This is a genomic window from Klebsiella pneumoniae complex sp. WS1778 (assembly GCF_049472055.1).
Taxonomy (GTDB): Bacteria; Pseudomonadota; Gammaproteobacteria; order Enterobacterales; family Enterobacteriaceae; genus Klebsiella; species Klebsiella quasipneumoniae.
Map to the genome: position 1 here is coordinate 371907 of NZ_JBKGTJ010000002.1, position 23648 is coordinate 395554.

Annotated in this window: 19 protein-coding genes and 7 tRNA genes; 20 read left to right on the forward strand and 6 right to left on the reverse strand. The window is 57.2% G+C overall.

Going from position 1 to position 23648, the window contains the following annotated elements:
• Positions 1-9: 9 nt before the first annotated feature.
• Together pgm and seqA are read right to left on the reverse strand one after the other, a co-directional pair.
• Complete coding sequence (pgm, locus tag ACLEXF_RS11755; protein ID WP_002894773.1) at positions 10-1650, reverse strand: phosphoglucomutase (alpha-D-glucose-1,6-bisphosphate-dependent); 1641 nt, start codon at positions 1648-1650, stop codon at positions 10-12.
• A 32-nt stretch (positions 1651-1682) separates the two neighbouring features.
• A complete protein-coding gene (seqA, locus tag ACLEXF_RS11760) occupies positions 1683-2231 on the reverse strand; it encodes a replication initiation negative regulator SeqA (protein ID WP_017901421.1) in 549 nt (182 codons plus the stop codon).
• 183 nt (positions 2232-2414) lie between these two features.
• Between seqA and ybfF the strand changes: the two genes are divergently transcribed.
• From ybfF to ACLEXF_RS11800, 8 genes are all read left to right on the forward strand, one after another.
• The gene (ybfF, locus tag ACLEXF_RS11765; protein ID WP_032455726.1) at positions 2415-3188 is read left to right on the forward strand and encodes an esterase; all 774 of its coding nucleotides are present in this window, start codon (positions 2415-2417) and stop codon (positions 3186-3188) included.
• A gap of 133 nt (positions 3189-3321) precedes the next feature.
• Positions 3322-3615, forward strand: coding sequence for a LexA regulated protein (gene ybfE / locus ACLEXF_RS11770; protein ID WP_407259886.1), 294 nt, complete (start codon positions 3322-3324; stop codon positions 3613-3615).
• Positions 3616-3766: 151 nt separating this feature from the next.
• Positions 3767-4297 carry a flavodoxin FldA gene (fldA, locus tag ACLEXF_RS11775; RefSeq protein ID WP_002894765.1) on the forward strand — a complete coding sequence of 177 codons (531 nt, stop codon included), beginning with the start codon at positions 3767-3769 and terminating at the stop codon, positions 4295-4297.
• Positions 4298-4588: 291 nt separating this feature from the next.
• The gene (gene fur / locus ACLEXF_RS11780; protein WP_004885952.1) at positions 4589-5041 is read left to right on the forward strand and encodes a ferric iron uptake transcriptional regulator; all 453 of its coding nucleotides are present in this window, start codon (positions 4589-4591) and stop codon (positions 5039-5041) included.
• 127 nt (positions 5042-5168) lie between these two features.
• A complete protein-coding gene (gene tcuR, locus ACLEXF_RS11785) occupies positions 5169-6095 on the forward strand; it encodes a tricarballylate utilization LysR family transcriptional regulator TcuR (protein ID WP_004885949.1) in 927 nt (308 codons plus the stop codon).
• A gap of 97 nt (positions 6096-6192) precedes the next feature.
• Positions 6193-7596, forward strand: coding sequence for an FAD-dependent tricarballylate dehydrogenase TcuA (gene tcuA / locus ACLEXF_RS11790; RefSeq protein ID WP_043521606.1), 1404 nt, complete (start codon positions 6193-6195; stop codon positions 7594-7596).
• Positions 7583-8722: a tricarballylate utilization 4Fe-4S protein TcuB gene (gene tcuB, locus ACLEXF_RS11795; RefSeq protein ID WP_043521608.1), complete on the forward strand. Its 1140-nt coding sequence runs from the start codon at positions 7583-7585 to the stop codon at positions 8720-8722. Before tcuA ends, tcuB begins: the two co-directional genes overlap by 14 nt.
• Positions 8723-8777: 55 nt before the next feature.
• On the forward strand, positions 8778-10073 hold the full coding sequence (locus tag ACLEXF_RS11800; RefSeq protein ID WP_004885943.1) for an MFS transporter: 1296 nt from the start codon (positions 8778-8780) through the stop codon (positions 10071-10073).
• Between the two features lie 51 nt (positions 10074-10124).
• Here the strand turns inward: ACLEXF_RS11800 and chiQ are convergent, their stop codons facing one another.
• The 4 genes from chiQ to nagE form a co-directional block, all read right to left on the reverse strand.
• The gene (gene chiQ / locus ACLEXF_RS11805) at positions 10125-10457 is read right to left on the reverse strand and encodes a ChiQ/YbfN family lipoprotein (RefSeq protein ID WP_004885941.1); all 333 of its coding nucleotides are present in this window, start codon (positions 10455-10457) and stop codon (positions 10125-10127) included.
• Positions 10458-10504: 47 nt separating this feature from the next.
• Positions 10505-11908 carry a chitoporin ChiP gene (gene chiP / locus ACLEXF_RS11810; protein WP_004885937.1) on the reverse strand — a complete coding sequence of 468 codons (1404 nt, stop codon included), beginning with the start codon at positions 11906-11908 and terminating at the stop codon, positions 10505-10507.
• 438 nt (positions 11909-12346) lie between these two features.
• Positions 12347-14014, reverse strand: a complete 1668-nt coding sequence (gene glnS, locus ACLEXF_RS11815; RefSeq protein ID WP_004885933.1) for a glutamine--tRNA ligase — start codon at positions 14012-14014, stop codon at positions 12347-12349.
• A gap of 178 nt (positions 14015-14192) precedes the next feature.
• The gene (gene nagE, locus ACLEXF_RS11820; protein ID WP_064183003.1) at positions 14193-16148 is read right to left on the reverse strand and encodes a PTS N-acetyl glucosamine transporter subunit IIABC; all 1956 of its coding nucleotides are present in this window, start codon (positions 16146-16148) and stop codon (positions 14193-14195) included.
• 315 nt (positions 16149-16463) lie between these two features.
• Between nagE and nagB the strand changes: the two genes are divergently transcribed.
• The 12 genes from nagB to ACLEXF_RS11880 all read left to right on the forward strand — a co-directional run bounded on the left by nagB (position 16464) and on the right by ACLEXF_RS11880 (position 23560).
• The gene (gene nagB, locus ACLEXF_RS11825; RefSeq protein ID WP_135731332.1) at positions 16464-17264 is read left to right on the forward strand and encodes a glucosamine-6-phosphate deaminase; all 801 of its coding nucleotides are present in this window, start codon (positions 16464-16466) and stop codon (positions 17262-17264) included.
• A gap of 113 nt (positions 17265-17377) precedes the next feature.
• Entirely contained in the window at positions 17378-18526 is a 1149-nt protein-coding gene (nagA, locus tag ACLEXF_RS11830; RefSeq protein WP_004885928.1) for an N-acetylglucosamine-6-phosphate deacetylase, read from the forward strand.
• Between the two features lie 8 nt (positions 18527-18534).
• Positions 18535-19755, forward strand: a complete 1221-nt coding sequence (nagC, locus tag ACLEXF_RS11835; protein WP_004885919.1) for a DNA-binding transcriptional regulator NagC — start codon at positions 18535-18537, stop codon at positions 19753-19755.
• A 119-nt stretch (positions 19756-19874) separates the two neighbouring features.
• Positions 19875-20627 carry an HAD-IIA family hydrolase gene (locus ACLEXF_RS11840; protein ID WP_004885918.1) on the forward strand — a complete coding sequence of 251 codons (753 nt, stop codon included), beginning with the start codon at positions 19875-19877 and terminating at the stop codon, positions 20625-20627.
• A 278-nt stretch (positions 20628-20905) separates the two neighbouring features.
• Positions 20906-22570, forward strand: a complete 1665-nt coding sequence (asnB, locus tag ACLEXF_RS11845; RefSeq protein WP_004885914.1) for an asparagine synthase B — start codon at positions 20906-20908, stop codon at positions 22568-22570.
• Positions 22571-22807: 237 nt separating this feature from the next.
• Positions 22808-22884, forward strand: a tRNA-Met gene (locus tag ACLEXF_RS11850).
• Between the two features lie 9 nt (positions 22885-22893).
• Positions 22894-22978 (forward strand) — tRNA-Leu (locus ACLEXF_RS11855).
• 23 nt (positions 22979-23001) lie between these two features.
• Positions 23002-23076: transfer RNA gene (locus tag ACLEXF_RS11860), tRNA-Gln, on the forward strand.
• Positions 23077-23112: 36 nt separating this feature from the next.
• Positions 23113-23187 (forward strand) — tRNA-Gln (locus ACLEXF_RS11865).
• A gap of 23 nt (positions 23188-23210) precedes the next feature.
• Positions 23211-23287: transfer RNA gene (locus ACLEXF_RS11870), tRNA-Met, on the forward strand.
• A 47-nt stretch (positions 23288-23334) separates the two neighbouring features.
• A tRNA-Gln gene (locus tag ACLEXF_RS11875) sits at positions 23335-23409 on the forward strand.
• A 76-nt stretch (positions 23410-23485) separates the two neighbouring features.
• Positions 23486-23560 (forward strand) — tRNA-Gln (locus ACLEXF_RS11880).
• Positions 23561-23648: the final 88 nt, after the last annotated feature.

Below are 23648 nucleotides of genomic sequence, written 5' to 3' on the forward strand. Positions count from 1 at the left end.
CGTGCGCCGTTAAGCGTTCTTCAGCACTTCACTGACAATCTCTACCGCTTCTTTTTCAATCAGCTTGCGATGTTCTTCGCCGAGGAAGCTTTCGCAGTAGATCTTGTAGGCGTCTTCGGTGCCTGACGGGCGTGCCGCAAACCAGCCGTTGTCGGTCATCACTTTCAGGCCGCCAATCGCCGCCCCGTTGCCCGGCGCCGCGGTCAGACGAGCGGTGATCGGATCCCCCGCCAGGGTGTCAGCGCTGACCATTTCCGGCGACAGCTTAGACAGCGCCGCTTTCTGCGCGGAGGTCGCGGAAGCCTGCAGACGGTTGTAGCTCGGCGCGCCGAAGCGTTCCGCCAGCTCGTTATAGTGCTCCTGCGGGTTTTTCCCGGTCACTGCGGTGATTTCCGCCGCCAGCAGGCACATGATGATGCCGTCTTTATCGGTGGACCACGGCGTGCCGTCGAAGCGCAGGAAGGAGGCCCCGGCGCTCTCTTCGCCGCCGAAGCCGAAGCTGCCGTCGAACAGGCCGTCAACGAACCACTTAAAGCCCACCGGCACTTCCACCAGCTTGCGGCCCAGATCGTTCACCACGCGGTCAATCATCGCCGAGGAGACCAGGGTTTTACCGACCGCCACCTCTTTGCCCCACTGCGGACGATGCTGGAACAGGTAGTTAATCGCCACCGCCAGGTAGTGGTTCGGATTCATCAGCCCGGCAGGGGTGACAATCCCGTGACGGTCGTAATCCGGGTCATTGGCAAATGCCAGATCGAACTTATCGCGCAGCGCCAGCAGGCCCGCCATCGCACATTCCGAGGAGCAGTCCATGCGGATGGCGCCGTCTTTATCGAGGTGCATAAAGCGGAAGGTCTGGTCCACCTGGTCGTTCACAATGGTCAGATTGAGCTTGTAGTGCTCGCCAATGCGCTTCCAGTATTCGATACCGGAACCGCCCAGCGGATCGACGCCCAGCGTCAGGCCCGCTTTCTGGATCGCCGCCATGTCGACGATGTCCGCCAGGCCTTCAATGAACGGCTGCACCAGATCCTGCTCTTTGACGTGGCCGGAAGCCAGCGCCGCGTCCAGAGAAATGCGTTTCACACCCTGCAGGCCAGCGGCCAGCAGTTCGTTGGCACGGTTTTCCACCACTTTGGTGACGTTGGTATCAGCCGGACCGCCGTTTGGCGGGTTGTACTTGATACCGCCATCTTCCGGCGGGTTGTGTGACGGGGTGATCACAATGCCGTCCGCCAGCGGACCGCCTTTTTTGTTATGCACCAGAATCGCGTTGGAGACCGCCGGCGTCGGGGTGAAGCCGTTGTTTTCCTGAACGATAACGTCAACGCCGTTGGCGGTTAACACTTCCAGCACCGAAATAAACGCCGGCTCGGACAGGGCGTGGGTATCTTTACCGACATAGCACGGACCGGTGATCCCGTTCTTCGCACGATCTTCCGCAATAGCCTGGGCGATGGCCAGGATATGCGGTTCGTTGAAGTTGTGACGCGCCGCGCTGCCGCGATGGCCGGAGGTGCCGAATTTGACCGCATGCTCCGCATTACCGACTTCAGGCTTCAGCACGTAGTACTGAGCAGTCAGTTGGGCGACGTTAATCAAATCACTCTGTTGCGCAGGCTGCCCCGCACGTTTATCGATTGCCATTGCCTGATCCTTCTGGTGCAAATGTTAAAAAGCTAGATCGTGCCGCAAACCTTTTCAATCAGCTCCGCAGGGAACTGCATCGACTGCATGATGTGCTCAATCATGCTGCATTTACGGCCGGTATTGGTATTGGTGATCACCCACCACGGTGTACCAGGAACCTGTTTCGGTTTGGTCTGATTACCGCTTTTCAGCAGCGTACGCGCATCTTCCGCGAAGTAAACGCGCGTGCGGCCGTGCAGAGACTCAGTGGCCTCGGCAAATGCTTTACTGTCCAGGGAATAGAGGGTGGTCAACACCAGCATAAAACGGTTCACCGCGCGCTTCTGCTCGGCGTATTCATCAGATAACAGCATCTCGCGCATGGCGCGGACTTTATCTTTCACCGGGTTAGCGGGTTTCACCTCAGCGGCAGGCGTGGGCGCCAGCGTCGGCGCGGCTTTGCTGACCGGTGTAGCCGGTTGGGAAACGGCGGAAAATTTCAGCATACGCCGTAAAATGTCGGATGCGCTCTCGCCGATATGCAGAGTGTGGCTGGCAATATAGCGGTAGAGTTCATCATCAACTTCAATTGTTTTCATCTTAATCCAGTGCGATATCTTTTCTGAATACAAATCGTTGGGATTATAAGTACAAATCCCAACCGCGGATAGCGTCAAACCAGGATGGCGGTAAAACTCAGAAAACTTCTGGGTCTTGCAGCCGGATGGCAGAATGTCCAACATAATACCCTAACCCGACGGAGCGAAAAAAAGAACTTTGCCATGAAATTAAATAGCCGAGCGCAATCTGCACAGAATCCGCACAACCACTCCCCGATCGTGCTGGTCCATGGTCTGTTTGGCAGCCTGGACAACCTGGGCATCCTCGCCCGCGACCTGATCGCCGACCACGATATTCTGCAGGTCGATATGCGCAACCACGGTTTGTCGCCGCGGTCGCCAGAGATGACCTACCCCGCGATGGCGCAGGATCTGCTCGACACGCTCGATGCACATCAGATTGAACGGGCCACCTTTATCGGCCATTCGATGGGCGGCAAAGCGGTGATGGCGTTGACCGCCCTGGCCCCGGAGCGCATCAGCGGTCTGGTGGCTATTGATATCGCGCCGGTGGATTATCACGTTCGCCGCCATGATGAGATCTTCGCCGCTATCCGCGCCGTCAGCGAATCCGCCGCCAGCACTCGCCAGCAGGCGGCGCAGGTGATGCGCGAGCATCTGCAGGAAGAGGGCGTGATTCAGTTCCTGTTGAAATCTTTCGTCGACGGCGACTGGCGCTTCAACGTCCCGGTGCTGTGGGACCAGTACCCGCATATCGTCGGCTGGGAAACCATCCCGGCCTGGCCGCACCCAACGCAGTTTATTCCCGGCGGCAACTCCCCCTATGTGACCGACGCCTACCGCGACGCGCTGCTGGCCCAGTTCCCGCAGGCTCGGGCCCACGTCATTGCCGGCGCCGGACATTGGGTCCATGCCGAGAAACCCGAGGCGGTGTTGCGCGCGATCCGCCGCTATCTGACGAGCATAGCCGCCTGATTGGCTAAAATATGCCCGACCGCGCCGCAGAATGCCCGCGGTCGTTGGCGCAGCCGTTCGCCTGATGTATGATGGCGCGCTATCTGCGCCGGCTAGAGCCCGGCAGCTTGTTTCCCCGAAGTCACTCAGAATCATGGCAAAAGAACAAACGGACCGTACGACATTAGATTTGTTCGCAAACGAGCGTCGCCCGGGAAGACCGAAAACCAATCCGCTGTCGCGCGATGAACAACTGCGCATCAACAAACGTAATCAGCTGAAACGCGATAAAGTGCGCGGGCTGAAGCGCGTGGAGCTAAAGCTCAACGCCGACGCGGTCGATGCGCTTAACGAACTGGCGGAAACGCGTAATATGAGCCGCAGCGATCTCATTGAAGAGATGCTGATGACGCAATTAACCGCCCTGCGCAGCCAGGGAAAACTCTAACTTTCCGCGAAAAATCCGCATTCATGTAGCAGAGTGTGCAGTCGGGCGTGATTGCTGTTTCCGCGCCCTTGCCTGTTCTGCTATGATTGCCGTTATCTGTGGGCATCGCGTCCCTACCACATCATTTAAGTTTCAAGAGGTTATTTTACTCATGGCAATCATCGGCATCTTTTTTGGCAGCGACACCGGCAACACCGAAAATATTGCAAAAATGATTCAAAAGCAGCTTGGTAAAGATGTTGCTGATGTTCACGACATTGCCAAAAGCAGCAAAGAAGATCTGGAAGCCCACGACATCCTGCTGCTCGGCATCCCGACCTGGTACTACGGTGAAGCGCAGTGTGACTGGGACGACTTCTTCCCGACGCTGGAAGAGATCGACTTTAACGGCAAACTGGTGGCGCTGTTCGGCTGCGGCGACCAGGAAGACTACGCCGAGTACTTCTGCGATGCGCTGGGCACCATCCGCGACATCATTGAGCCGCGCGGCGCGACCATCGTTGGCCACTGGCCGACTGCCGGCTATCACTTCGAGGCCTCTAAAGGCCTGGCGGATGACGACCACTTCGTCGGCCTCGCCATTGATGAAGACCGCCAGCCGGAGCTGACCAACGAGCGCGTTGAGAAGTGGGTGAAGCAGGTGGCCGAAGAGCTGCACCTCGAAGAAATCAAAAACGCCTGATGATTAAGCGGCGCAATCATTGAGTTGCGTCGCATTAATAGACAAAAGCAATCAAACTAATAGCTACAAGTTTTTAACTTTTAATCACATATCTGTACAATGTCCTCTGATTCTACGAGGCACGTGACGCAGTTTGTAGCTGGTGCCTCGTTTTTGACAGCAAACCAGGCCCGATACTTGCAGTTTTCATTTACCAGTGGCAGTTCTATAATGAGACGCATTACGTCGGGTTAATTTCTGTATGACTTCCGTTGAAGGAAGTAGATCGTTTAGCAACAGGACAGATTCCGCATGACTGACAACAATACCGCATTAAAGAAGGCTGGCCTGAAAGTCACACTTCCTCGACTGAAAATCCTTGAAGTGCTGCAGGAACCGGATAACCATCATGTCAGTGCGGAAGACTTATATAAACGCCTGATCGACATGGGCGAAGAGATTGGTCTGGCGACCGTTTACCGCGTCCTCAACCAGTTTGATGACGCCGGTATCGTGACTCGTCATAATTTTGAAGGCGGTAAATCCGTTTTCGAACTGACTCAGCAGCATCACCACGATCACCTGATCTGCCTCGACTGCGGCAAAGTGATCGAATTCAGTGATGACTCTATCGAAGCACGCCAGCGTGAAATCGCGTCCCGTCACGGCATCCGCCTGACCAACCACAGTTTGTATCTGTACGGTCACTGTGCGGAAGGTGATTGCCGCGAGGACGAACACGCCCACGACGCGGTGGAAAAGTAATTCCCCGCTTCGCCTGCTCTGAAAAGCCAACCTGCCGGTTGGCTTTTTTATGGGCGCTTCTGCCGCGCTTCCCGCTCACGTCCCGGCGGCGCCCCTCGCGAGTCCCCGCTTTGTCCGGAGAGTTGATATGGAACTTCGCCAGCTACGCTATTTTACGCGCATTGTTGAAACCGGCAGCATGGGCCGCGCCGCGCTCGATCTGAATATCGGCGTCTCGGCGCTCAGCCAGCAGATCGCGCGTCTGGAAAATGAGCTGGCCATTCGCCTCCTGCAGCGGACCTCCCGCGGCGTGACGCCCACCAGCGCGGGCCTCGCTTTCTACTCACAGGCGCAGCTGGCGCTGCGTCATGCCGATGATGCCATCCTCGCCGCCCGCGAGGCGCGGCTGTCGGGCCACGTCAGCGTCGGCATGGCCCCCAGTACCGCCTCCGTTCTTGGCGTTCCGTTCATCAACGCGATGCGCGAGAGCTACCCCGACGTCCGCCTGCACCTGGTGGAAAGCCTCTCCGGGAATCTGGAGCGGATGATCAACACCCGCCAGCTGGATTTAGCCATCGTCTTCCAGCAGGAGAAGATCCTGCGCTGGAGCGCCAGACCGGTGCTCGAAGAGCGCCTGTTCCTGATTGGCACCCATGCGCTGTTGGCCTCGCTGCCGGATGACCCTGTTTCCCCTGACCAGCTCACCACCCTGCCGCTGATTATGCCAAGCCAGGGCCACGGCCTGCGCGGCAGGCTGGAGGCGGTTTGCCAGCAGCACAACCTCAGCGTTGAGGTGGTGGCGGACATTGACGGTCTGGCCCTGCTGATGCAGGCCGTGCGCAGCGGGCTGGGCGCTACCCTGCAGCCCGGGGCCGCCATTTCCCATCTCGACCATCAGGCGCTGAGGGTGATCGGCATCGCTAATCCGGTCCTCAGCCGTCCCAACTTTCTGGTCAGCCTGTCGGATGATGAGCTCACCCCGGCAGGCCTTGCGGCAAGGGTAATACTGAGCAAAGTCATGCGCCAGCTGGTGGAGTCGGATCGCTGGCCAGGTGCTACCCTTTACGTTAACTAAACCCCTCTTTAGCGCTACACCATAGCGCCCTGCCGCCGTTACCGCCTACATTCCCATTACAAATTTAACAATTAATTAAATTACAAGGGAACCGATAATGGTGGATGTACTGGTCATTGGCGGCGGCAATGCCGCGCTATGCGCCGCCTTAACCGCCCGGGAAGCCGGCGCCTCGGTGCTGCTGCTGGAGGCGGCGCCGCGGGAGTGGCGAGGCGGCAACTCGCAGCACACGCGTAACCTGCGCTGTATGCACGATGCGCCACAGGACGTGCTGGTCGACAGCTACCCGGAAGAGGAGTACTGGCAGGATCTGCTGCGCGTCACCGAAGGGAACACCAACGAAGCGCTGGCCCGGCTGGTGATCCGCACCTCATCCCAGTGCCGGGACTGGATGCGCCAGCACGGGGTTAACTTTCAGCCGCCGCTCTCCGGCGCCCTGCACGTGGCCCGCACCAACGCCTTTTTTATGGGCGGCGGCAAAGCGCTGGTCAATGCCTATTACCGCAGCGCAGAGCAGATGGGGGTGCAGATCCGCTACAACACGCCGGTGCAGGCCCTGGAGCTGCGCAACGGTGAATTTGTCGCCGCGCTGGCGGGCGAGGAACGGATTGTCGCGAAAAGCTGCGTTCTCGCCGCCGGCGGATTTGAATCCAACCGCGAGTGGCTGCGCGAGGCCTGGGGGCAAAATGACCGCGGCGAATGGCCCGCCGATAACTTTCTCATCCGCGGCACGCGCTTCAACCAGGGGGTGCTGCTCAAGTTTATGATCGACGCTGGGGCCGATATCATCGGCGATCCTTCTCAGTCCCACTGCGTCGCCATTGACGCCCGGGCGCCGCTCTATGACGGCGGGATCTGCACCCGTGTCGACTGCGTTTCGCTGGGGGTGGTGGTCAACCGCGATGCCGTGCGCTTTTATGATGAAGGGGAAGATTTCTGGCCTAAACGCTACGCCATCTGGGGCCGACTGGTCGCCCACCAGCCCGGACAGATCGGCTACTCGATCATCGACAGCAAAGCCATCGGCCACTTTATGCCCCCGGTCTTTCCCGGCGCTCAGGCCAATACCATCGCGGAACTGGCCCGCCAGCTGGGGCTTGACGGCGAACGCTTAGCGCAAACCATCGCCGACTATAATGCCGCCTGCGCGCCGGGCCAGTTCGATCACACCCGCCTGGATAACTGCGCGACCTCTGGCCTCACCCCGGCGAAAACTCACTGGGCGCGCCCCATCGATACGCCGCCTTACTACGGCTACGCCATGCGTCCGGGGATCACCTTCACCTACCTCGGGCTCTACGTCGACGACACCGCCGCCGTCCATTTCGCCGGTCAACCCAGCCGTAATCTGTTCGTCGCCGGGGAAATGATGGCTGGCAACGTGCTGGGCAAGGGCTACACCGCCGGCGTTGGGATGTCGATCGGCACCACCTTCGGCCGTATCGCCGGCCAGCAAGCCGCCCGGGCGGCGCAGCAGGAGAAACACCATGAAGTCGCTTGAAAAGCTGATCATTGACGCGCAGATCATCACCGAACCGGAAGCGGAAGTCGAACGGGTGATGCAGGTGTGTAACGCCTGCCGCTACTGCGAAGGGTTTTGCGCCGTCTTCCCGGCGATGACCCAGCGCCTGGCCTTTGGCAAGGCGGATATCAACTATCTGGCTAACCTGTGCCATAACTGCGGCGCTTGCCTGCACGCCTGCCAGTACGCGCCACCGCACGAGTTCGCCATTAACGTGCCGAAGGCGATGGCCGAAGTCCGGCTCGAGACCTATCAACACTACGCCCAGCCCGCCGCCTTTGGCAGCCTGTACCGCCGGGCCGGCATGACCACCGTGCTGGCGCTGGTCGGCGGCCTGATTATCTTTCTGCTGCTGGCGATGGGGCTCAAAGGCTCGCTGCTTCATCCGCCGCTGGCAGGCGACTTCTACCAGATATTCCCCCATAACCTGCTGGCGTGGATGTTTGGCTCGGTCTTGGTGCTGGCGATTGGCTTACTGATGACCGGGGTGATCCGCTTCTGGCGCGAGATCTCCCCTGGCCAGCCGCAACCGATTGATATCGCAAAGGCATCCCATGATGCGCTGACGCTGAAATATCTCGACGGCGGGCACGGGAAAGGCTGCAACGAAGCCGATGACGCCTTCACCCTGCTGCGCCGCCGATTCCACCACTGCACCTTCTACGGTTTTATGCTCTGCTTCGCCGCCACCGTGGTGGCCACGGGCTATCACTATATCGCCGGCCGGGAAGCCCCCTACCCGTTCTTCAGCCTGCCGGTGCTGCTCGGCACCCTCGGCGGCATCGGCCTGCTGGTCGGCCCGGCGGGCCTACTGTGGCTGAACCTGCGCCGCTCGCCGCTGCACGGCGACGCGCGGCAGAAGCCGATGGATCGCGGATTTATTCTGCTGCTGCTGCTGACCAGCTTCACTGGCCTGGCGCTGTTGGCGGGGCGGGATACCTCGTGGATGGGCATCCTGCTCGCCATCCACCTCGGGGTGGTGATGGCCCTGTTCTTAACCCTGCCGTATGGAAAATTTGCCCACGGATTTTATCGCTGTGCGGCGTTACTCAAGTGGGCGATTGAGAAACGCCGCGGAAAACAGGTGGGCGTCGCCGGCGACTGACCTACCCCCTCTGCACCCGATAACAACAAGATAAAGACAATGGAGAGCACCCCCTATGACCCAACAACCCACCCGCGCCGGCACCGTCGGCGCTATCCTCCGCGTGACCAGCGGTAATTTTCTCGAACAGTTCGACTTCTTCCTGTTTGGCTTTTACGCCACCTATATCGCCCGCACCTTCTTTCCGGCGGAGAGCGAGTTCGCGGCGCTGATGCTCACCTTTGCGGTATTTGGCTCGGGCTTCCTGATGCGTCCCATCGGCGCGGTGGTGCTCGGCGCCTATATCGACAGAATCGGTCGCCGCAAAGGGCTGATGGTCACCCTGGCGATCATGGGCTGCGGGACGCTACTCATCGCCCTGGTCCCTGGCTATCAGACTATCGGTGTGCTGGCGCCGATCCTCGTGTTAGTGGGCCGTCTGCTGCAGGGGTTCTCGGCGGGCGTCGAGCTTGGCGGAGTGTCGGTCTATCTCTCTGAAATCGCCACGCCGGGCAATAAAGGCTTCTATACCAGCTGGCAGTCCGCCAGCCAGCAGGTGGCTATCATCATGGCGGCGCTGATCGGCTATGCGCTGAACGCCACGCTGGAACATGAGGAGATCGCCGCCTGGGGCTGGCGCATCCCCTTCTTTATTGGCTGCCTGATCATTCCGCTGATTTTCGTGCTGCGCCGCTCACTGCAGGAAACCGAGGAATTCCTGCAGCGTAAACATCGCCCGGATACCAAAGAGATCCTGACCACCATCGCCAGGAACTGGCGCATTATTACCGCGGGGACCCTGCTGGTGGCGATGACCACCACCACGTTTTACTTTATTACCGTCTATACACCAACCTACGGCAGAGCGGTGTTGCACCTCAGCGCCCGCGACAGCCTGCTGGTAACCATGCTGGTGGGCATCTCCAACTTTATCTGGTTGCCGATTGGCGGAGCCATCTCTGACCGGATCGGTCGTCGCCCGGTGCTGATGGGAATTACCGTGCTGGCGCTGCTCACCACCTGGCCGGTGATGCACTGGCTCACCGCCGCGCCGGATTTCACCCGCATGACGCTGGTCCTGCTGTGGTTCTCATTCTTCTTTGGCATGTATAACGGCGCGATGGTGGCGGCGCTCACCGAAGTGATGCCGGTTTACGTCCGCACCGTGGGCTTTTCGCTTGCCTTCAGCCTCGCCACCGCCATCTTCGGCGGCCTGACGCCGGCTATCTCCACTGCCCTGGTCGAGCTTACCGGCGATAAAAGCGCGCCGGGATGGTGGCTAATGTGCGCTGCGCTGTGCGGGTTCATCGCCACCGCGCTGCTGTTTGTGCGCCTGAGTCGCGGCTATCAGCCGGCGGAGAGTCAGCGCTAAAAAAGCAAACGGGCGGAGATATGCTCCGCCCGTTTGCCGCTGCCGTCTGGCTTAATGGGTCGAATTATTGCTGCGGATCTCTTTCCAGATCTGGTCGCAGCGCGCTTTTACCGCCTGATCGTTGCCGGTGCGGGTAGCCTGGATACACTGTTGGTAATCCAGCACCCGGACGCTCTCCTGGTTAGCAAACTGCTGGTGCTGTTTATCCTCTTTCAGGACATTCAGTACGCTCTGGCAGGCTTCAATCTTGTCCGGATTGCCTTCCGCCGTATTAATACAGGCGCTATAGGCATCTTTCAGTTTGGTGTCTTCTTTCGGGGCCGGGGACGTGGTGCAGGCCACCAGAGCCGATGCCATTATGGCAATAAGCAGCATTTTTTTCATAGTCGTTCTCCCAGAGGTGCGGCAGGCTCACGCCCGCCGCGCAGGCATCAGAAAATGGTGAACGGGGCGATAACCATGAACTTCACGTCGCGCTCATCCTGGAAGATATTGCCGTAGCCGCCGCTCCAGCTCGGAATATCGGAATGGTTGTCGTACTGGGTAAAGTGCAGTTTAAACAGCGTGCCCTTCGCCCGGCCTTCCTGCACGGTATACATGGCATCGAGGCTATAGGCCGACTCTTTCAGGCGATAGTCAGGGTCATAGTACGCATCCGGAGAAGCCATTCTGCCAGGCTTCGCATCCCAGGCGTACACATAAGACGCGCCAAACGCCCAGCCCGGCATATCCCAGTTTTTCATGTCATACATCGCGCCGAAGAAGACCGCTTTTTCACCGTTGGCATTGAAGTCGGAACGGTTATCCCACCAGATATCGAGACGACCGTTGGAGGAGGCGTAGGTCGGGGTCATACGCTGCAGGAAGTAGCCCTGTTGGCCATCGGCCTTCACCCAGGTCCCTTCCAGACGCAGATCCAGCACATCCGCCACTTTATAGCCAAAGGTTAACGCCTGCAGCCATGCGGTGCCGTCATAGATGTCGTTGACCCCGCCGTTGCTGACCTTATCGCGAGTGCCGTAGAACTGGTAGCTGGTGCTCAACGGTGCGCCGGCGACGTCAAACTTGTAGCTGGCTTTAGCAAAGTACTGATCGATATAGCCCTGAGCCTGACCAAATGCCGCCTCCAGCACCAGGTCGTTTTTGAAATCATATTTGGCGCCGACGGAGTGAAGATAATCAACTTTGGTCTTCTTATCGTTCTGGTAGAAATCATCCATTTCGATATGCCATGGCGCTTTATACTCGTTCGTCCACATGTAGGAAAAACTTAACGCGCCCGCGGTGCCATAGTCGAAGTTGGCCCCGGCTTCCGCCCCCTGATAGGTCCCCGGCATGAAGCTCCAGTGCGGCGCCAGCAGGGTCTGACCGGTTGGCTGGATGTAGCCCGCGCGCGCCCACGCCGGACCGTATTTGAATTTCGCGGCGGCTTTATACAGGCTGATGCCGCTCTTATCGCCGGAGTAGTCTTCATCATAGGCTTTGTTGCGCGACGAGAAGGCGATTTCGTTCGGGTGGCCGCTGTCGCCGTTCTCCGCCATTTCAATCGCGGTAAACGCCGCAATATCAAGGCCAAACATATCGGCGGCATAGCCGGACTGGAAGTCCAGGTTGGCGTTCCAGGTGGAGTGGGAAAGGTTGGTTTTGTATTTATCGCCGTCGGTCACATCTTTACGGTCACGCTCACGCTGCCAGTAATAGATACCGCCGGTTAAAGTAGAATCATCGATAAAGCCTGCTGCGCTGGCCTGCGGAATCACAACCCAGCCCGACATCGCGGTGACGGCGGCAATAGCCAGCGCCAGCGTACTACGTTTGCCACTAAACGTACGCATGTGCATATCCTCTTTGACGTTTTAAAAGGCGAAGACCAGGGGTCATTCGCTAAAAAAATAAATAAAACTGAAAAATGTGGGGCGGCGAAAAAGGCCGCGAAACCACTGTAGATAGACTATTTTTCGTGACGCGAATTATCAATGTTTTTCGTGAGGCAAAGCTTAAGATTATGACAAAGCGCACATAATTTATGTCGTTTTGTTACAGTCTTATCTCTGATGATTTTATCATGGAAGTCATTGCTAAATCAGGGAAAAATGCGAAGACTGAAAGCGATTACATTGGTTTTTTATATGAGACAGGAAACATCAGAAGCGTTATTTATTTCCGGAGCGAAACAGAATTAATTCGCTTCGCGAAAATTAAAAGAGTAATTGGCTGATTCTGAAACAAAAAAAAGCGCCGCAGAGAGCGGCGCTTTGACGGTAGGGAAAATGTTATTCGCCCGCTTTCGCCCAGGTATCGCGCAGACCGACGGTGCGGTTAAACACCAGACTGGTTGCGGTTGCATAGCGGCTGTCGAGGCAGAAGTAACCTTCACGCTCAAACTGGTAAGCTTTACCGGCTTCCGCCTGCGCCAGGCTCGGCTCCGCGTAACCCTGTTTGATCACCAGCGATTCCGGATTGATCACCGCGAGGAAATCCTCCGCTGCGCCCGGGTTTGGTACGCTGAACAGGCGATCGTAGAGACGGATCTCTACCGGCAGCGCATGCGCCGCGCTCACCCAGTGGATCACGCCTTTGACCTTGCGGCCGTCAGCCGGATCTTTGCTCAGGGTGTCGGCATCGTAGGTGCAGAAGATAGTAGTGATATTGCCTTCGGCATCTTTCTCCACGCGTTCCGCTTTGATGACGTAGGCGTTGCGCAGACGTACTTCTTTGCCCAGCACCAGACGCTTGTACTGCTTGTTGGCTTCTTCACGGAAGTCCGCGCGGTCGATCCAGATTTCCGCGCTGAACGGCACTTCGCGGCTGCCCATCTCCGGCTTGTTCGGATGGTTCGGCATCGCCACCATTTCGCTTTCGCCCTGCGGATAGTTCTCAATAACCAGTTTCACCGGATCGATCACCGCCATCGCGCGCGGCGCGTTTTCGTTGAGATCTTCGCGAATGCAGGACTCCAGCGACGCCATCTCAATGGTGTTGTCCTGCTTGGTCACGCCGATACGCTTGCAGAATTCGCGGATGGATTCGGCGGTGTAGCCGCGACGACGCAGACCGGAGATGGTCGGCATCCGCGGATCGTCCCAGCCTTCCACGTGCTTCTCAGTCACCAGCTGGTTCAGCTTACGCTTGGACATCACGGTGTATTCGAGATTCAGGCGCGAGAATTCGTACTGGCGCGGGTGCACCGGGATGCTGATGTTGTCCAGCACCCAGTCGTACAGACGACGGTTGTCCTGGAACTCCAGGGTACACAGCGAGTGGGTAATGCCTTCCAGCGCATCGCTGATGCAGTGGGTGAAGTCGTACATCGGGTAGATGCACCACTTGTTGCCGGTCTGATGATGCTCAGCGAACTTAATGCGGTACAGCACCGGATCGCGCATCACGATGAACGGCGACGCCATATCGATCTTCGCGCGCAGGCAGGCCTTGCCCTCTTCGAAGCCGCCGCTGCGCATTTTTTCGAACAGCGCCAGGTTTTCTTCCACGCTGCGGTCGCGATACGGGCTGTTTTTACCCGGCGCTTTCAGGGTGCCGCGGTATTCGCGGATCTCATCAGGAGAGAGTTCATCAACGTAGGCCAGGCCCTTGTTGATCAGCTCAACCGCATACTGATGCAGCTGATCAAAGTAATCAGACGAGTAGCAAACGTCCCCGGACCAGTGGAAACCTAACCACTGCACGTCGTTTTTAATCGACTCCACGTATTCGATATCTTCTTTCACCGGGTTGGTGTCATCGAAACGCAGGTTGCATTGGCCCTGATAATCCTGGGCGATGCCGAAGTTCAGGCAGATGGATTTCGCATGGCCAATGTGCAGATAACCGTTCGGCTCCGGCGGGAAGCGGGTGTGAACGGTGGTGTGCTTACCGGTAGCCAGATCTTCATCAATGATCTGACGGATAAAGTTAGTCGGGCGGGCTTCTGCCTCACTCATCACGGGTTCCTCAAAGCGTAAACAACGTATAACGGCACATGATCTTACAAGCAGGGCGTAGTGACAACTATTAGTTACGTAAAATAGGTATCAGAAGAGGATTATGGGGCCGATTGCTGGAAAAAAAAGCGGCGAAGGTTTCCCTTCGCCGCTGAGGCATAAACTCGACTCAGGAGCCTTACTTGCCTTTAATCTCATACAGCGGCGTCTGGCCGGCTACGACCTTACCGCTCGCCAGTATCACCAGCGCGCTGTAGTCATCGCTATTGCTGCAGACGACCGGGCTAATCATCGAGCGCGCGTTGGCGTTGAGGAAGTCCAGATCCATTTCCAGAATCGGCTCGCCCGCCTTCACGTCCGTGCCCTCTTCAACCAGACGCTTGAAGCCCTTGCCTTCCAGCGCCACGGTGTCGATACCCATGTGGACGACGATTTCCGCACCGTTGTTGGTTTCGAGGCAAAACGCGTGGTTAGTGTTGAAAATTTTCACCACAGTACCCGCCGCTGGCGCGACAACGATGTTGCTGGTCGGTTTCACCGCGATACCGTCGCCGACGGCTTTGCTGGCGAAGGCTTCGTCCGGCACCTGTTCGAGCGCCACCACGTCACCGGTAATCGGCGAAACCAGCGACTCAACGGTCTTCGCGTTCGCTACCGCCTGCGGTTTAGCCGCTGGCGCTGCGGTGGCGACGTTGCCAGCCGGTGCGGTTGCCGCTGCCGCTACCGGGCCGCGGGCAACCACTTTTTTCATCTCATCGCCGATAGACTCTGCCTTCGCGCCGACGATAACCTGGATGGTTTGCTTATTCAGTTTCACCACCCCGGATGCGCCGAGACGTTTACAGGCGGCGTCGTTCACTTTCGCCGAATCGCCCACGGTCAGACGCAGACGGGTGATACAGGCGTCAATCGCTTTCAGGTTGTCCGTTCCGCCCACCGCGGCGATATAGCTGGTCGCCAGCTGGGTCAGGCCTTCTTCAGTGTTGCTGTTAGCTTCTTCCGTTACCACGTCAGCGGCTTTGTCTTCACGACCCGGTGTTTTCAGGTTGAACATGCGGATCACCGCGCTGAACAGCAGGAAGTAGACGAAGAAGAAGACCACGCCCATCACCAGCAGCATCCAGACGTTTTTGCTGGCGGCCGGCAGGCTGTACATCAGCACGTAGTCAATGGCGCCGGCGGAGAAGGAGAAGCCCGCATGAATGCCCAGCGCCGTTGCGATGAACAGACTGATACCGGTCAGTACCGCGTGCAGGAGGTACAGCAGCGGAGCCAGGAACATGAACAGGAATTCCAGCGGCTCGGTTACCCCGGTCAGGAACGCGGTGATGGCAACAGACAGCAGCATACCGCCCACCATTGGACGACGCGCTTTCGGAGCGGCCAGATACATCGCCAGCGCCGCGCCCGGCAGACCAAACATCATGATTGGGAAGAAGCCGGACATGAACATCCCCGCGGTGCCGTCGCCGGCGTAGAAGCGGTTGATGTCGCCGTGGAACACGGCGCCTGCGGCGTTAGTAAACTCACCAATCTGGAACCAGGCGATGGTGTTCAGCACCTGATGCAGGCCGGTCGGGATCAGCAGACGGTTGATAAAACCGAAGATACCGGAACCCAATGCCCCTGCGGAAACGATCCACTCGCCGCCCGCATGGATAGCGTGCTGCACCGGCGGCCAGACGTAGCCGAAGATCGCCGCGAGAATCAGACAGAAGAAGCCGGTGGCGATCGGCACGAAGCGTTTGCCGCCGAAGAAGCTCAGGAAGTCCGGCAGCTTGATGCCGGCCCAGCGGTTGTACACCGCCCCTGCTACCAGACCGGTAATGATACCGGCCAGTACGCCCATGTTAATTTCCGGATTGATGGTGACCATCGCTTTGGTCATCACGAAATAACCTACTGCCCCGGCCAGCGCCGCAGAACCGGCGTTATCCTTGGACCAGCTTGACGCCACACCGATAGCAAAGATCAGCGCCAGGTTGTCGAAGATAGCCCCACCCGCTTGCGCGATGAAGGGTACATTCAACAGGTCTGGTTGCCCGAAACGCAGCAGCAATGCTGCGACCGGCAGCACTGCGATAGGGAGCTGTAACGCCCTACCCAGCCGCTGAAAGAAACCTAAAATATTCATCTTATTCCCCCTATGAGACCCCGATGAGGCTCATTTTCAAAGCCACTTTTTTATTGTGTAACAAGGTCGGTTTTATCACTTACCGGCAAAGTGTGTGAAAAATTAATTCGTATCGCAAATTAAATGGGTATTTTTTGTGATAATTATCACCAAATATCGTATTCCCCCCTCCCTTACACTGGCTAACATCGAAAACTTATTTTATCATTCAAAAAATCAACACGGATTGACCCCGGTCGGCGCAGTTGCTGCAATACTCTCCTCAGAGTGCTGGCGCCAATCCGCCAGAATCTACTTTAACTATAGAGGTGAAGAATGAGACTGATCCCCCTGGTAACCGCTGAGCAGGTCGGTAAATGGGCTGCCCGCCATATCGTTAACCGCATTAATGCATTTAAACCAACCGCGGACCGTCCGTTCGTCCTGGGACTGCCGACCGGCGGCACCCCACTCACCGCCTACAAGGCGCTGGTTGAAATGCATAAAGCAGGCCAGGTTAGCTTCAAACACGTCGTCACCTTCAACATGGATGAATACGTTGGCCTGCCGAAAGAGCATCCGGAAAGCTATCATAGCTTCATGCACCGTAATTTCTTTGACCACGTTGATATTCCGGCAGAAAATATCAACTTGCTGAATGGTAACGCGCCGGACATCAATGCGGAATGCCGTCGCTATGAAGAAAAAATTCGTTCCTACGGTAAAATCCACCTGTTCATGGGCGGCGTGGGCAACGATGGTCACATCGCGTTTAACGAACCGGCCTCCTCTTTGGCGTCTCGTACCCGTATTAAGACCCTGACCCATGAAACCCGCGTGGCGAACTCCCGCTTCTTCGACGGCGACGTGGATCTGGTGCCGAAATATGCGCTAACCGTCGGCGTGGGCACCCTGCTGGACGCAGAAGAGGTAATGATTCTGGTGCTGGGCCATCAGAAAGCGCTGGCGCTGCAGGCGGCGGTAGAAGGTAACGTCAACCACATGTGGACCATTACCTGTCTGCAGCTGCATCCGAAGGCGGTGATCGTCTGTGACGAACCGTCTACCATGGAGCTGAAAGTGAAGACACTGAAATATTTCAACGAATTAGAAGCTGAAAATATTAAAGGTCTGTAATGTAGTCGTGTCCCGCGATTTGCGCGGGACCATCTTTTTCTTTGTATGCATCATCATGCCGGCGGCAAACGAACGTACCCGGGCCTGATGAGGCGTATATACCGGGGGTCGTAATGTATGCATTAACCCAGGGCCGGGTTTATACCGGTCATGAAATTCTTGATGACCATGCGGTTGTTATCGCTAATGGCCTTATCGAACGTCTTTGTCCGCTGGCAGATTTGCCGTCTGACATCGAGCAGCGCTCAGTCAACGGCGCCATCCTCGCCCCCGGTTTTATCGACGTCCAGCTCAACGGCTGCGGCGGCGTACAGTTTAACGACAGCCCTGACGCGGTCACTGTCGACACGCTGGAGATCATGCAGAAGGCCAACGAACGCTCAGGCTGCACCAGCTTCCTGCCGACGCTGATTACCTCCAGCGACGATCTGATGAAGCAAGGCGTGCGCGTGATGCGCGAATACCTGCAAAAGCACCCGAACCAGGCGCTGGGTCTGCATCTTGAAGGACCGTGGCTGAATATCGTCAAGAAAGGCACCCACAACCCGGACTATGTGCGTAAACCGGACGCGGCGCTGGTCGATTTCCTGTGCGACAACGCCGATGTGATCACCAAAGTAACCCTCGCCCCTGAGCGCGTTGAGCCGGAAGTGATCCGCAAACTGGTCGCCGCCGGGATCGTCGTCTCCGCGGGCCACTCCAACGCCACGCTGAAAGAGGCGAAAGTGGGCTTCCGCGCAGGCATTACCTTCGCCACCCACCTGTATAATGCAATGCCGTACATTACTGGCCGCGAACCGGGTCTGGCCGGGGCGATTTTTGACGAGCCGGATGTCTACTGCGGTATTATTGTCGACGGGATGCACGTCGATTACGCCAACGTGCGCAACGCCAAGCGCCTGAAAGGCGACAAACTGTGCCTGGTCACCGACGCCACCGCGCCGGCGGGGGCGAATATTGACCAGTTCATTTTTGCCGGGAAAACAATATACTACCGCAACGGGCTGTGCGTAGATGAAAACGGCACCCTCAGCGGATCTTCCCTGACCATGATTGAAGGGGTGCGTAATCTGGTTGAGCATTGCGGTGTGGCGCTGGACGAAGTATTGCGCATGGCGACGCTCTATCCCGCGCGCGCCATTGGTGTGGACAAGCAGCTCGGCAGTATTGCGCCGGGTATGGTCGCTAACCTGACCGCCTTTACACGCGATTATAAAATCACCAAGACCATCGTTAATGGTAACGAGGTCGTCACTGAGTAAGTAAAAGTATGACAGCAGGCGGACAAGCTCAAATTGGTAACGTTGACCTCGTAAAACAACTGAACAGCGCGGCCGTGTACCGCCTGATTGACCAGCATGGGCCTATCTCGCGCATTCAGATCGCGGAACAAAGCCAGCTTGCCCCTGCCAGCGTGACCAAAATCACGCGTCAGCTTATTGAGCGCGGCCTGATCAAAGAAGTCGATCAGCAGGCCTCCACCGGGGGGCGCCGCGCCATCTCCATCATTGCGGAGACGCGCAACTTCAACGCCATTGGCGTGCGCCTTGGCCGCTATGACGCCACTCTCACCCTCTATGATTTAAGCAGCAAGACCCTGGAAGAGGAGCATTTCCCGCTGCCCGAGCGCACCCAGGAAACGCTGGAACACGCCCTGCTGAATATCATCGCCACTTTTATTGAAAACTGTCAGCGCAAAATTCGCGAGCTGATCGCCATCTCGGTGATCCTGCCGGGGCTGGTGGATCCGGAAAGCGGGGTGATCCGCTATATGCCGCACATTGCGGTGGAAAACTGGGGCCTGGTCGGGGCGCTGGAAAAACGCTTCAACGTTACCTGCTTTGTCGGACACGATATCCGCAGCCTGGCGCTGGCCGAGCACTATTTTGGCGCAAGCCAGGATTGCGAAGACTCCATTCTGGTGCGCGTGCACCGCGGCACCGGGGCAGGGATCATCTCCAACGGACGCATTTTTATCGGCCGTAACGGCAACGTCGGCGAAATCGGCCATATTCAGGTCGACCCGCTGGGCGAGCGCTGCCACTGCGGCAACTTTGGCTGTCTGGAGACCGTCGCAGCTAATGCCGCCATCGAACATCGCGTTCGCCACCTGCTGGAGCAGGGCTATCAGAGCCGTCTGACCCTCGATGACTGCACCATCAAAACCATCTGCAAAGCGGCCAACAAAGGCGATGCCCTGGCCTGCGAAGTGGTCGAGTACGTAGGGCGTCACCTCGGAAAAACGATCGCCATCGCCATCAACCTGTTCAATCCACAAAAAATCGTCATCGCCGGCGAAATTGTGGAAGCCGAGAAAGTGCTGCTCCCGGCCATTGAGGGCTGCATTAACGCCCAGGCGCTGAAGGCGTTTCGTAAGAACCTGCCTGTGGTGCGCTCCACCCTCGATCATCGCTCAGCGATTGGCGCCTTCGCGCTGGTCAAACGCGCCATGCTCAATGGCACGCTGCTGCAGCGCTTGCTTGAGAGCTAACCGCCCCCCTTTATTGATAAGCGCGTCGCTCTGTCGTTGGCGGGCATCGCCCGTCAGAGGTGTGAAACCTCATCAATGACGCGTATAGTTTCGTCTTTGATAATGATTCTGGACCCACCATGACCATTCAAAACATAATTTGTGATATTGACGGTGTGCTGATGCACGATAACGTCGCCGTTCCCGGCGCTGCCGAGTTTATCAAGCGCATCCTCGAGAAAGGCATGCCGCTGGTGATGCTGACCAACTACCCGTCGCAAACCGGCCAGGATCTGGCGAACCGTTTCGCCACCGCCGGGATTGAGGTTCCGGATAGCGCCTTCTACACCTCGGCGATGGCGACGGCCGATTTTCTGCGCCGCCAGGAAGGTAAGAAAGCCTATGTGGTGGGTGAAGGGGCGCTGATCCACGAGCTGTACAAAGCCGGCTTTACCATTACCGACGTCAACCCGGATTTTGTCATCGTCGGGGAAACCCGGTCCTTTAACTGGGAGATGATGCATAAGGCGGCCTTCTTTGTCGCCAATGGCGCCCGCTTCATTGCCACTAACCCGGATACTCACGGTCGCGGCTTCTACCCGGCCTGCGGCGCCCTGTGCGCCGGGATCGAGAAGATCTCCGGCCGTAAGCCGTTTTACGTCGGTAAACCCAGCCCGTGGATCATCCGCTCAGCGCTGAACAAAATGCAGGCCCACTCCGAACAGACGGTGATTGTCGGCGACAATCTGCGCACCGACATTCTGGCTGGCTTCCAGGCGGGGCTGGAGACCATTCTGGTGCTCTCCGGAGTCTCAACCCTCGACGACATCGACAGCATGCCGTTCCGCCCGTCGTGGATCTACCCCTCCGTCGCGGAAATCGATATTTTCTAATGTCAGCCACGTCTCAGGACGTGGTTGTTCATTTTTGACGCCTGCCAAAAGTACCATATCTAATAAAAACGGCTTAAAATTGCGTATTCTTCAATGAAGCCGTTCAAAAGATATTCTTTTTTTACTATTCAACAATCGCAGTTGCGTTTTTTCTTTTTCCGGCCGTAAAACCCTTGCGCCTGCTCCCCCTTTACGGCATTTTCTTAAGCACGCACTCAGGCTTCGCCACGAGACGAAGCCAGCACAACATCAAACACGACAGGGTAATGGAGAAGGCTATGTGTTCTATTTTTGGCGTACTGGATATTAAAACTGACGCAGGTGAGCTGCGTAAAAAGGCGCTGGAGCTTTCCCGCCTGATGCGCCATCGCGGTCCGGACTGGTCTGGCGTGTATGCCAGCGACAAAGCGATTCTGGCGCACGAGCGCCTGTCGATTGTCGATGTCAACGCCGGCGCTCAGCCGCTGTACAACGCCGAAAAAACCCATGCGCTGGCCGTTAACGGAGAAATCTACAACCATCAGGCGCTGCGCGCGGAATATGGCGACCGCTATCAGTTCCAGACCGGCTCCGACTGCGAAGTGATCCTCGCGCTGTATCAGGAAAAAGGCCCGGCGTTCCTCGACGACCTGCAGGGGATGTTCGCCTTCGCCCTGTACGACAGCGAAAAAGACGCGTACTTAATTGGCCGCGACCATATCGGCATTATCCCGCTGTATATGGGCCATGACGAACACGGCAACTTCTATGTCGCCTCTGAAATGAAAGCCCTGGTGCCGGTGTGCCGCACCATTAAAGAGTTCCCGGCGGGTAGCTACCTGTGGAGCAAAGACGGTGAAATTCGCCAGTACTATCAGCGCGACTGGTTCGATTACGACGCGGTAAAAGACAACGTTACCGATAAGAACGAGCTGCGCCAGGCGCTGGAAGAGTCGGTGAAAAGCCACCTGATGTCCGACGTCCCCTACGGCGTGCTGCTCTCCGGCGGCCTTGATTCTTCGGTCATCTCCGCCATCACCAAGAAATTTGCCGCCCGTCGCGTTGAAGATCAGGAGCGTAGCGAAGCCTGGTGGCCGCAGCTGCACTCCTTCGCGGTCGGTCTGGAAGGCTCTCCTGACCTGAAAGCGGCGCAGGAAGTGGCTAACCACCTTGGCACCGTGCACCATGAAATTCACTTTACCGTCCAGGAAGGGCTGGATGCGATCCGCGACGTTATCTATCACATCGAAACCTACGATGTGACCACTATTCGCGCTTCGACGCCGATGTACCTGATGTCGCGGAAAATTAAAGCCATGGGCATCAAAATGGTGCTTTCCGGCGAAGGCTCGGACGAAGTGTTCGGCGGCTACCTCTACTTCCATAAGGCGCCGAACGCCAAAGAACTGCACGAAGAGACGGTACGTAAGCTGCAGGCGCTGCATATGTTTGACTGCGCCCGCGCCAACAAAGCGATGTCCGCCTGGGGCGTGGAAGCCCGCGTGCCGTTCCTTGACAAGAAGTTCCTCGACGTGGCGATGCGCATCAACCCGCAGGATAAGATGTGCGGCAACGGCAAAATGGAAAAACACGTGCTGCGCGAATGCTTTGAATCCTATCTGCCGGCCAGCGTTGCCTGGCGCCAGAAGGAGCAGTTCTCTGACGGCGTCGGCTACAGCTGGATCGATACGCTGAAAGAAGTGGCCGCGAAACAGATCAGCGACCAGCAGCTGGAAACCGCAAGCTTCCGCTTCCCGTACAACACGCCGACCTCCAAAGAAGGCTATCTGTACCGCGAGATCTTCGAAGAGCTGTTCCCGCTGCCAAGCGCGGCGGAGTGTGTTCCTGGCGGTCCGTCGGTGGCCTGCTCTTCTGCTAAAGCCATTGAGTGGGATGAAGCATTCAAAACCATGAACGATCCGTCAGGCCGCGCGGTAGGCGTCCACCAGTCGGCCTATAAATAAGCCCTGACAGGCGTTGATACGCGAAACGGACCCTCCGGGGTCCGTTTTCTTTTTGCGGGAATTATGCCGCTGAAAAACGATAAATAACCAATAATTGCCGATTATTGCAGCGAGCTGTTCGCAACCTAACCAAACAGTCACATTACAACGATTTTCCTTGAAAAAGAGGTTGACGCTCGCAGGCCCAATACGCATAATGCGCCCCGCAACGCCGATAAGGTTACGCGAAAAAAAGATGGCTACGTAGCTCAGCTGGTTAGAGCACATCACTCATAATGATGGGGTCACAGGTTCGAATCCCGTCGTAGCCACCATCTTTTTTTGCGGGAGTGGCGAAATTGGTAGACGCACCAGATTTAGGTTCTGGCGCCGCAAGGTGTGCGAGTTCAAGTCTCGCCTCCCGCACCATTCACCAGTCAGCGTTGTACGGATGGGGTATCGCCAAGCGGTAAGGCACCGGTTTTTGATACCGGCATTCCCTGGTTCGAATCCAGGTACCCCAGCCATATTTCTTCGATATTTGCGGGTCACCGCGACGGTATTGGGGTATCGCCAAGCGGTAAGGCACCGGTTTTTGATACCGGCATTCCCTGGTTCGAATCCAGGTACCCCAGCCATCGAAGAAACAGTAAGACAATTTGGCTACGTAGCTCAGCTGGTTAGAGCACATCACTCATAATGATGGGGTCACAGGTTCGAATCCCGTCGTAGCCACCATATTCGGGACGTATCGATACACATCGATAAATCCGCAAACAATTTGTTGGGGTATCGCCAAGCGGTAAGGCACCGGATTCTGATTCCGGCATTCCGAGGTTCGAATCCTCGTACCCCAGCCAAATTAAAAAGTCGTTCAGCAATGAACGCACTGTTGCTCTTAAACCGTGATAATGACGGTCAGGCGCAACAGACAATTGGGGTATCGCCAAGCGGTAAGGCACCGGATTCTGATTCCGGCATTCCGAGGTTCGAATCCTCGTACCCCAGCCACTTAAATGCAAAAAAGCCCACCTCGGTGGGCTTTTTTGCTATTGGCGTATAGCCATCCTGGCGCGTCACTGACTGCCGGGCAGGCGCT

Excerpts from the sequence above, each read along its gene's own strand:
- ACLEXF_RS11800 (WP_004885943.1), top strand. The coding sequence starts at position 8,778 with ATGACCCAACAACCCACCCGCGCCGGCACCGTCGGCGCTATCCTCCGC.
- fur (WP_004885952.1), top strand. The coding sequence starts at position 4,589 with ATGACTGACAACAATACCGCATTAAAGAAGGCTGGCCTGAAAGTCACA.
- nagB (WP_135731332.1), top strand. The coding sequence starts at position 16,464 with ATGAGACTGATCCCCCTGGTAACCGCTGAGCAGGTCGGTAAATGGGCT.
- tcuR (WP_004885949.1), top strand. The coding sequence starts at position 5,169 with ATGGAACTTCGCCAGCTACGCTATTTTACGCGCATTGTTGAAACCGGC.
- seqA (WP_017901421.1), bottom strand. The coding sequence starts at position 2,231 with ATGAAAACAATTGAAGTTGATGATGAACTCTACCGCTATATTGCCAGC.
- tcuA (WP_043521606.1), top strand. The coding sequence starts at position 6,193 with ATGGTGGATGTACTGGTCATTGGCGGCGGCAATGCCGCGCTATGCGCC.
- ybfE (WP_407259886.1), top strand. The coding sequence starts at position 3,322 with ATGGCAAAAGAACAAACGGACCGTACGACATTAGATTTGTTCGCAAAC.
- pgm (WP_002894773.1), bottom strand. The coding sequence starts at position 1,650 with ATGGCAATCGATAAACGTGCGGGGCAGCCTGCGCAACAGAGTGATTTG.
- chiQ (WP_004885941.1), bottom strand. The coding sequence starts at position 10,457 with ATGAAAAAAATGCTGCTTATTGCCATAATGGCATCGGCTCTGGTGGCC.
- nagA (WP_004885928.1), top strand. The coding sequence starts at position 17,378 with ATGTATGCATTAACCCAGGGCCGGGTTTATACCGGTCATGAAATTCTT.
- chiP (WP_004885937.1), bottom strand. The coding sequence starts at position 11,908 with ATGCGTACGTTTAGTGGCAAACGTAGTACGCTGGCGCTGGCTATTGCC.
- nagC (WP_004885919.1), top strand. The coding sequence starts at position 18,535 with ATGACAGCAGGCGGACAAGCTCAAATTGGTAACGTTGACCTCGTAAAA.
- ybfF (WP_032455726.1), top strand. The coding sequence starts at position 2,415 with ATGAAATTAAATAGCCGAGCGCAATCTGCACAGAATCCGCACAACCAC.
- nagE (WP_064183003.1), bottom strand. The coding sequence starts at position 16,148 with ATGAATATTTTAGGTTTCTTTCAGCGGCTGGGTAGGGCGTTACAGCTC.
- glnS (WP_004885933.1), bottom strand. The coding sequence starts at position 14,014 with ATGAGTGAGGCAGAAGCCCGCCCGACTAACTTTATCCGTCAGATCATT.
- asnB (WP_004885914.1), top strand. The coding sequence starts at position 20,906 with ATGTGTTCTATTTTTGGCGTACTGGATATTAAAACTGACGCAGGTGAG.
- tcuB (WP_043521608.1), top strand. The coding sequence starts at position 7,583 with ATGAAGTCGCTTGAAAAGCTGATCATTGACGCGCAGATCATCACCGAA.
- fldA (WP_002894765.1), top strand. The coding sequence starts at position 3,767 with ATGGCAATCATCGGCATCTTTTTTGGCAGCGACACCGGCAACACCGAA.
- ACLEXF_RS11840 (WP_004885918.1), top strand. The coding sequence starts at position 19,875 with ATGACCATTCAAAACATAATTTGTGATATTGACGGTGTGCTGATGCAC.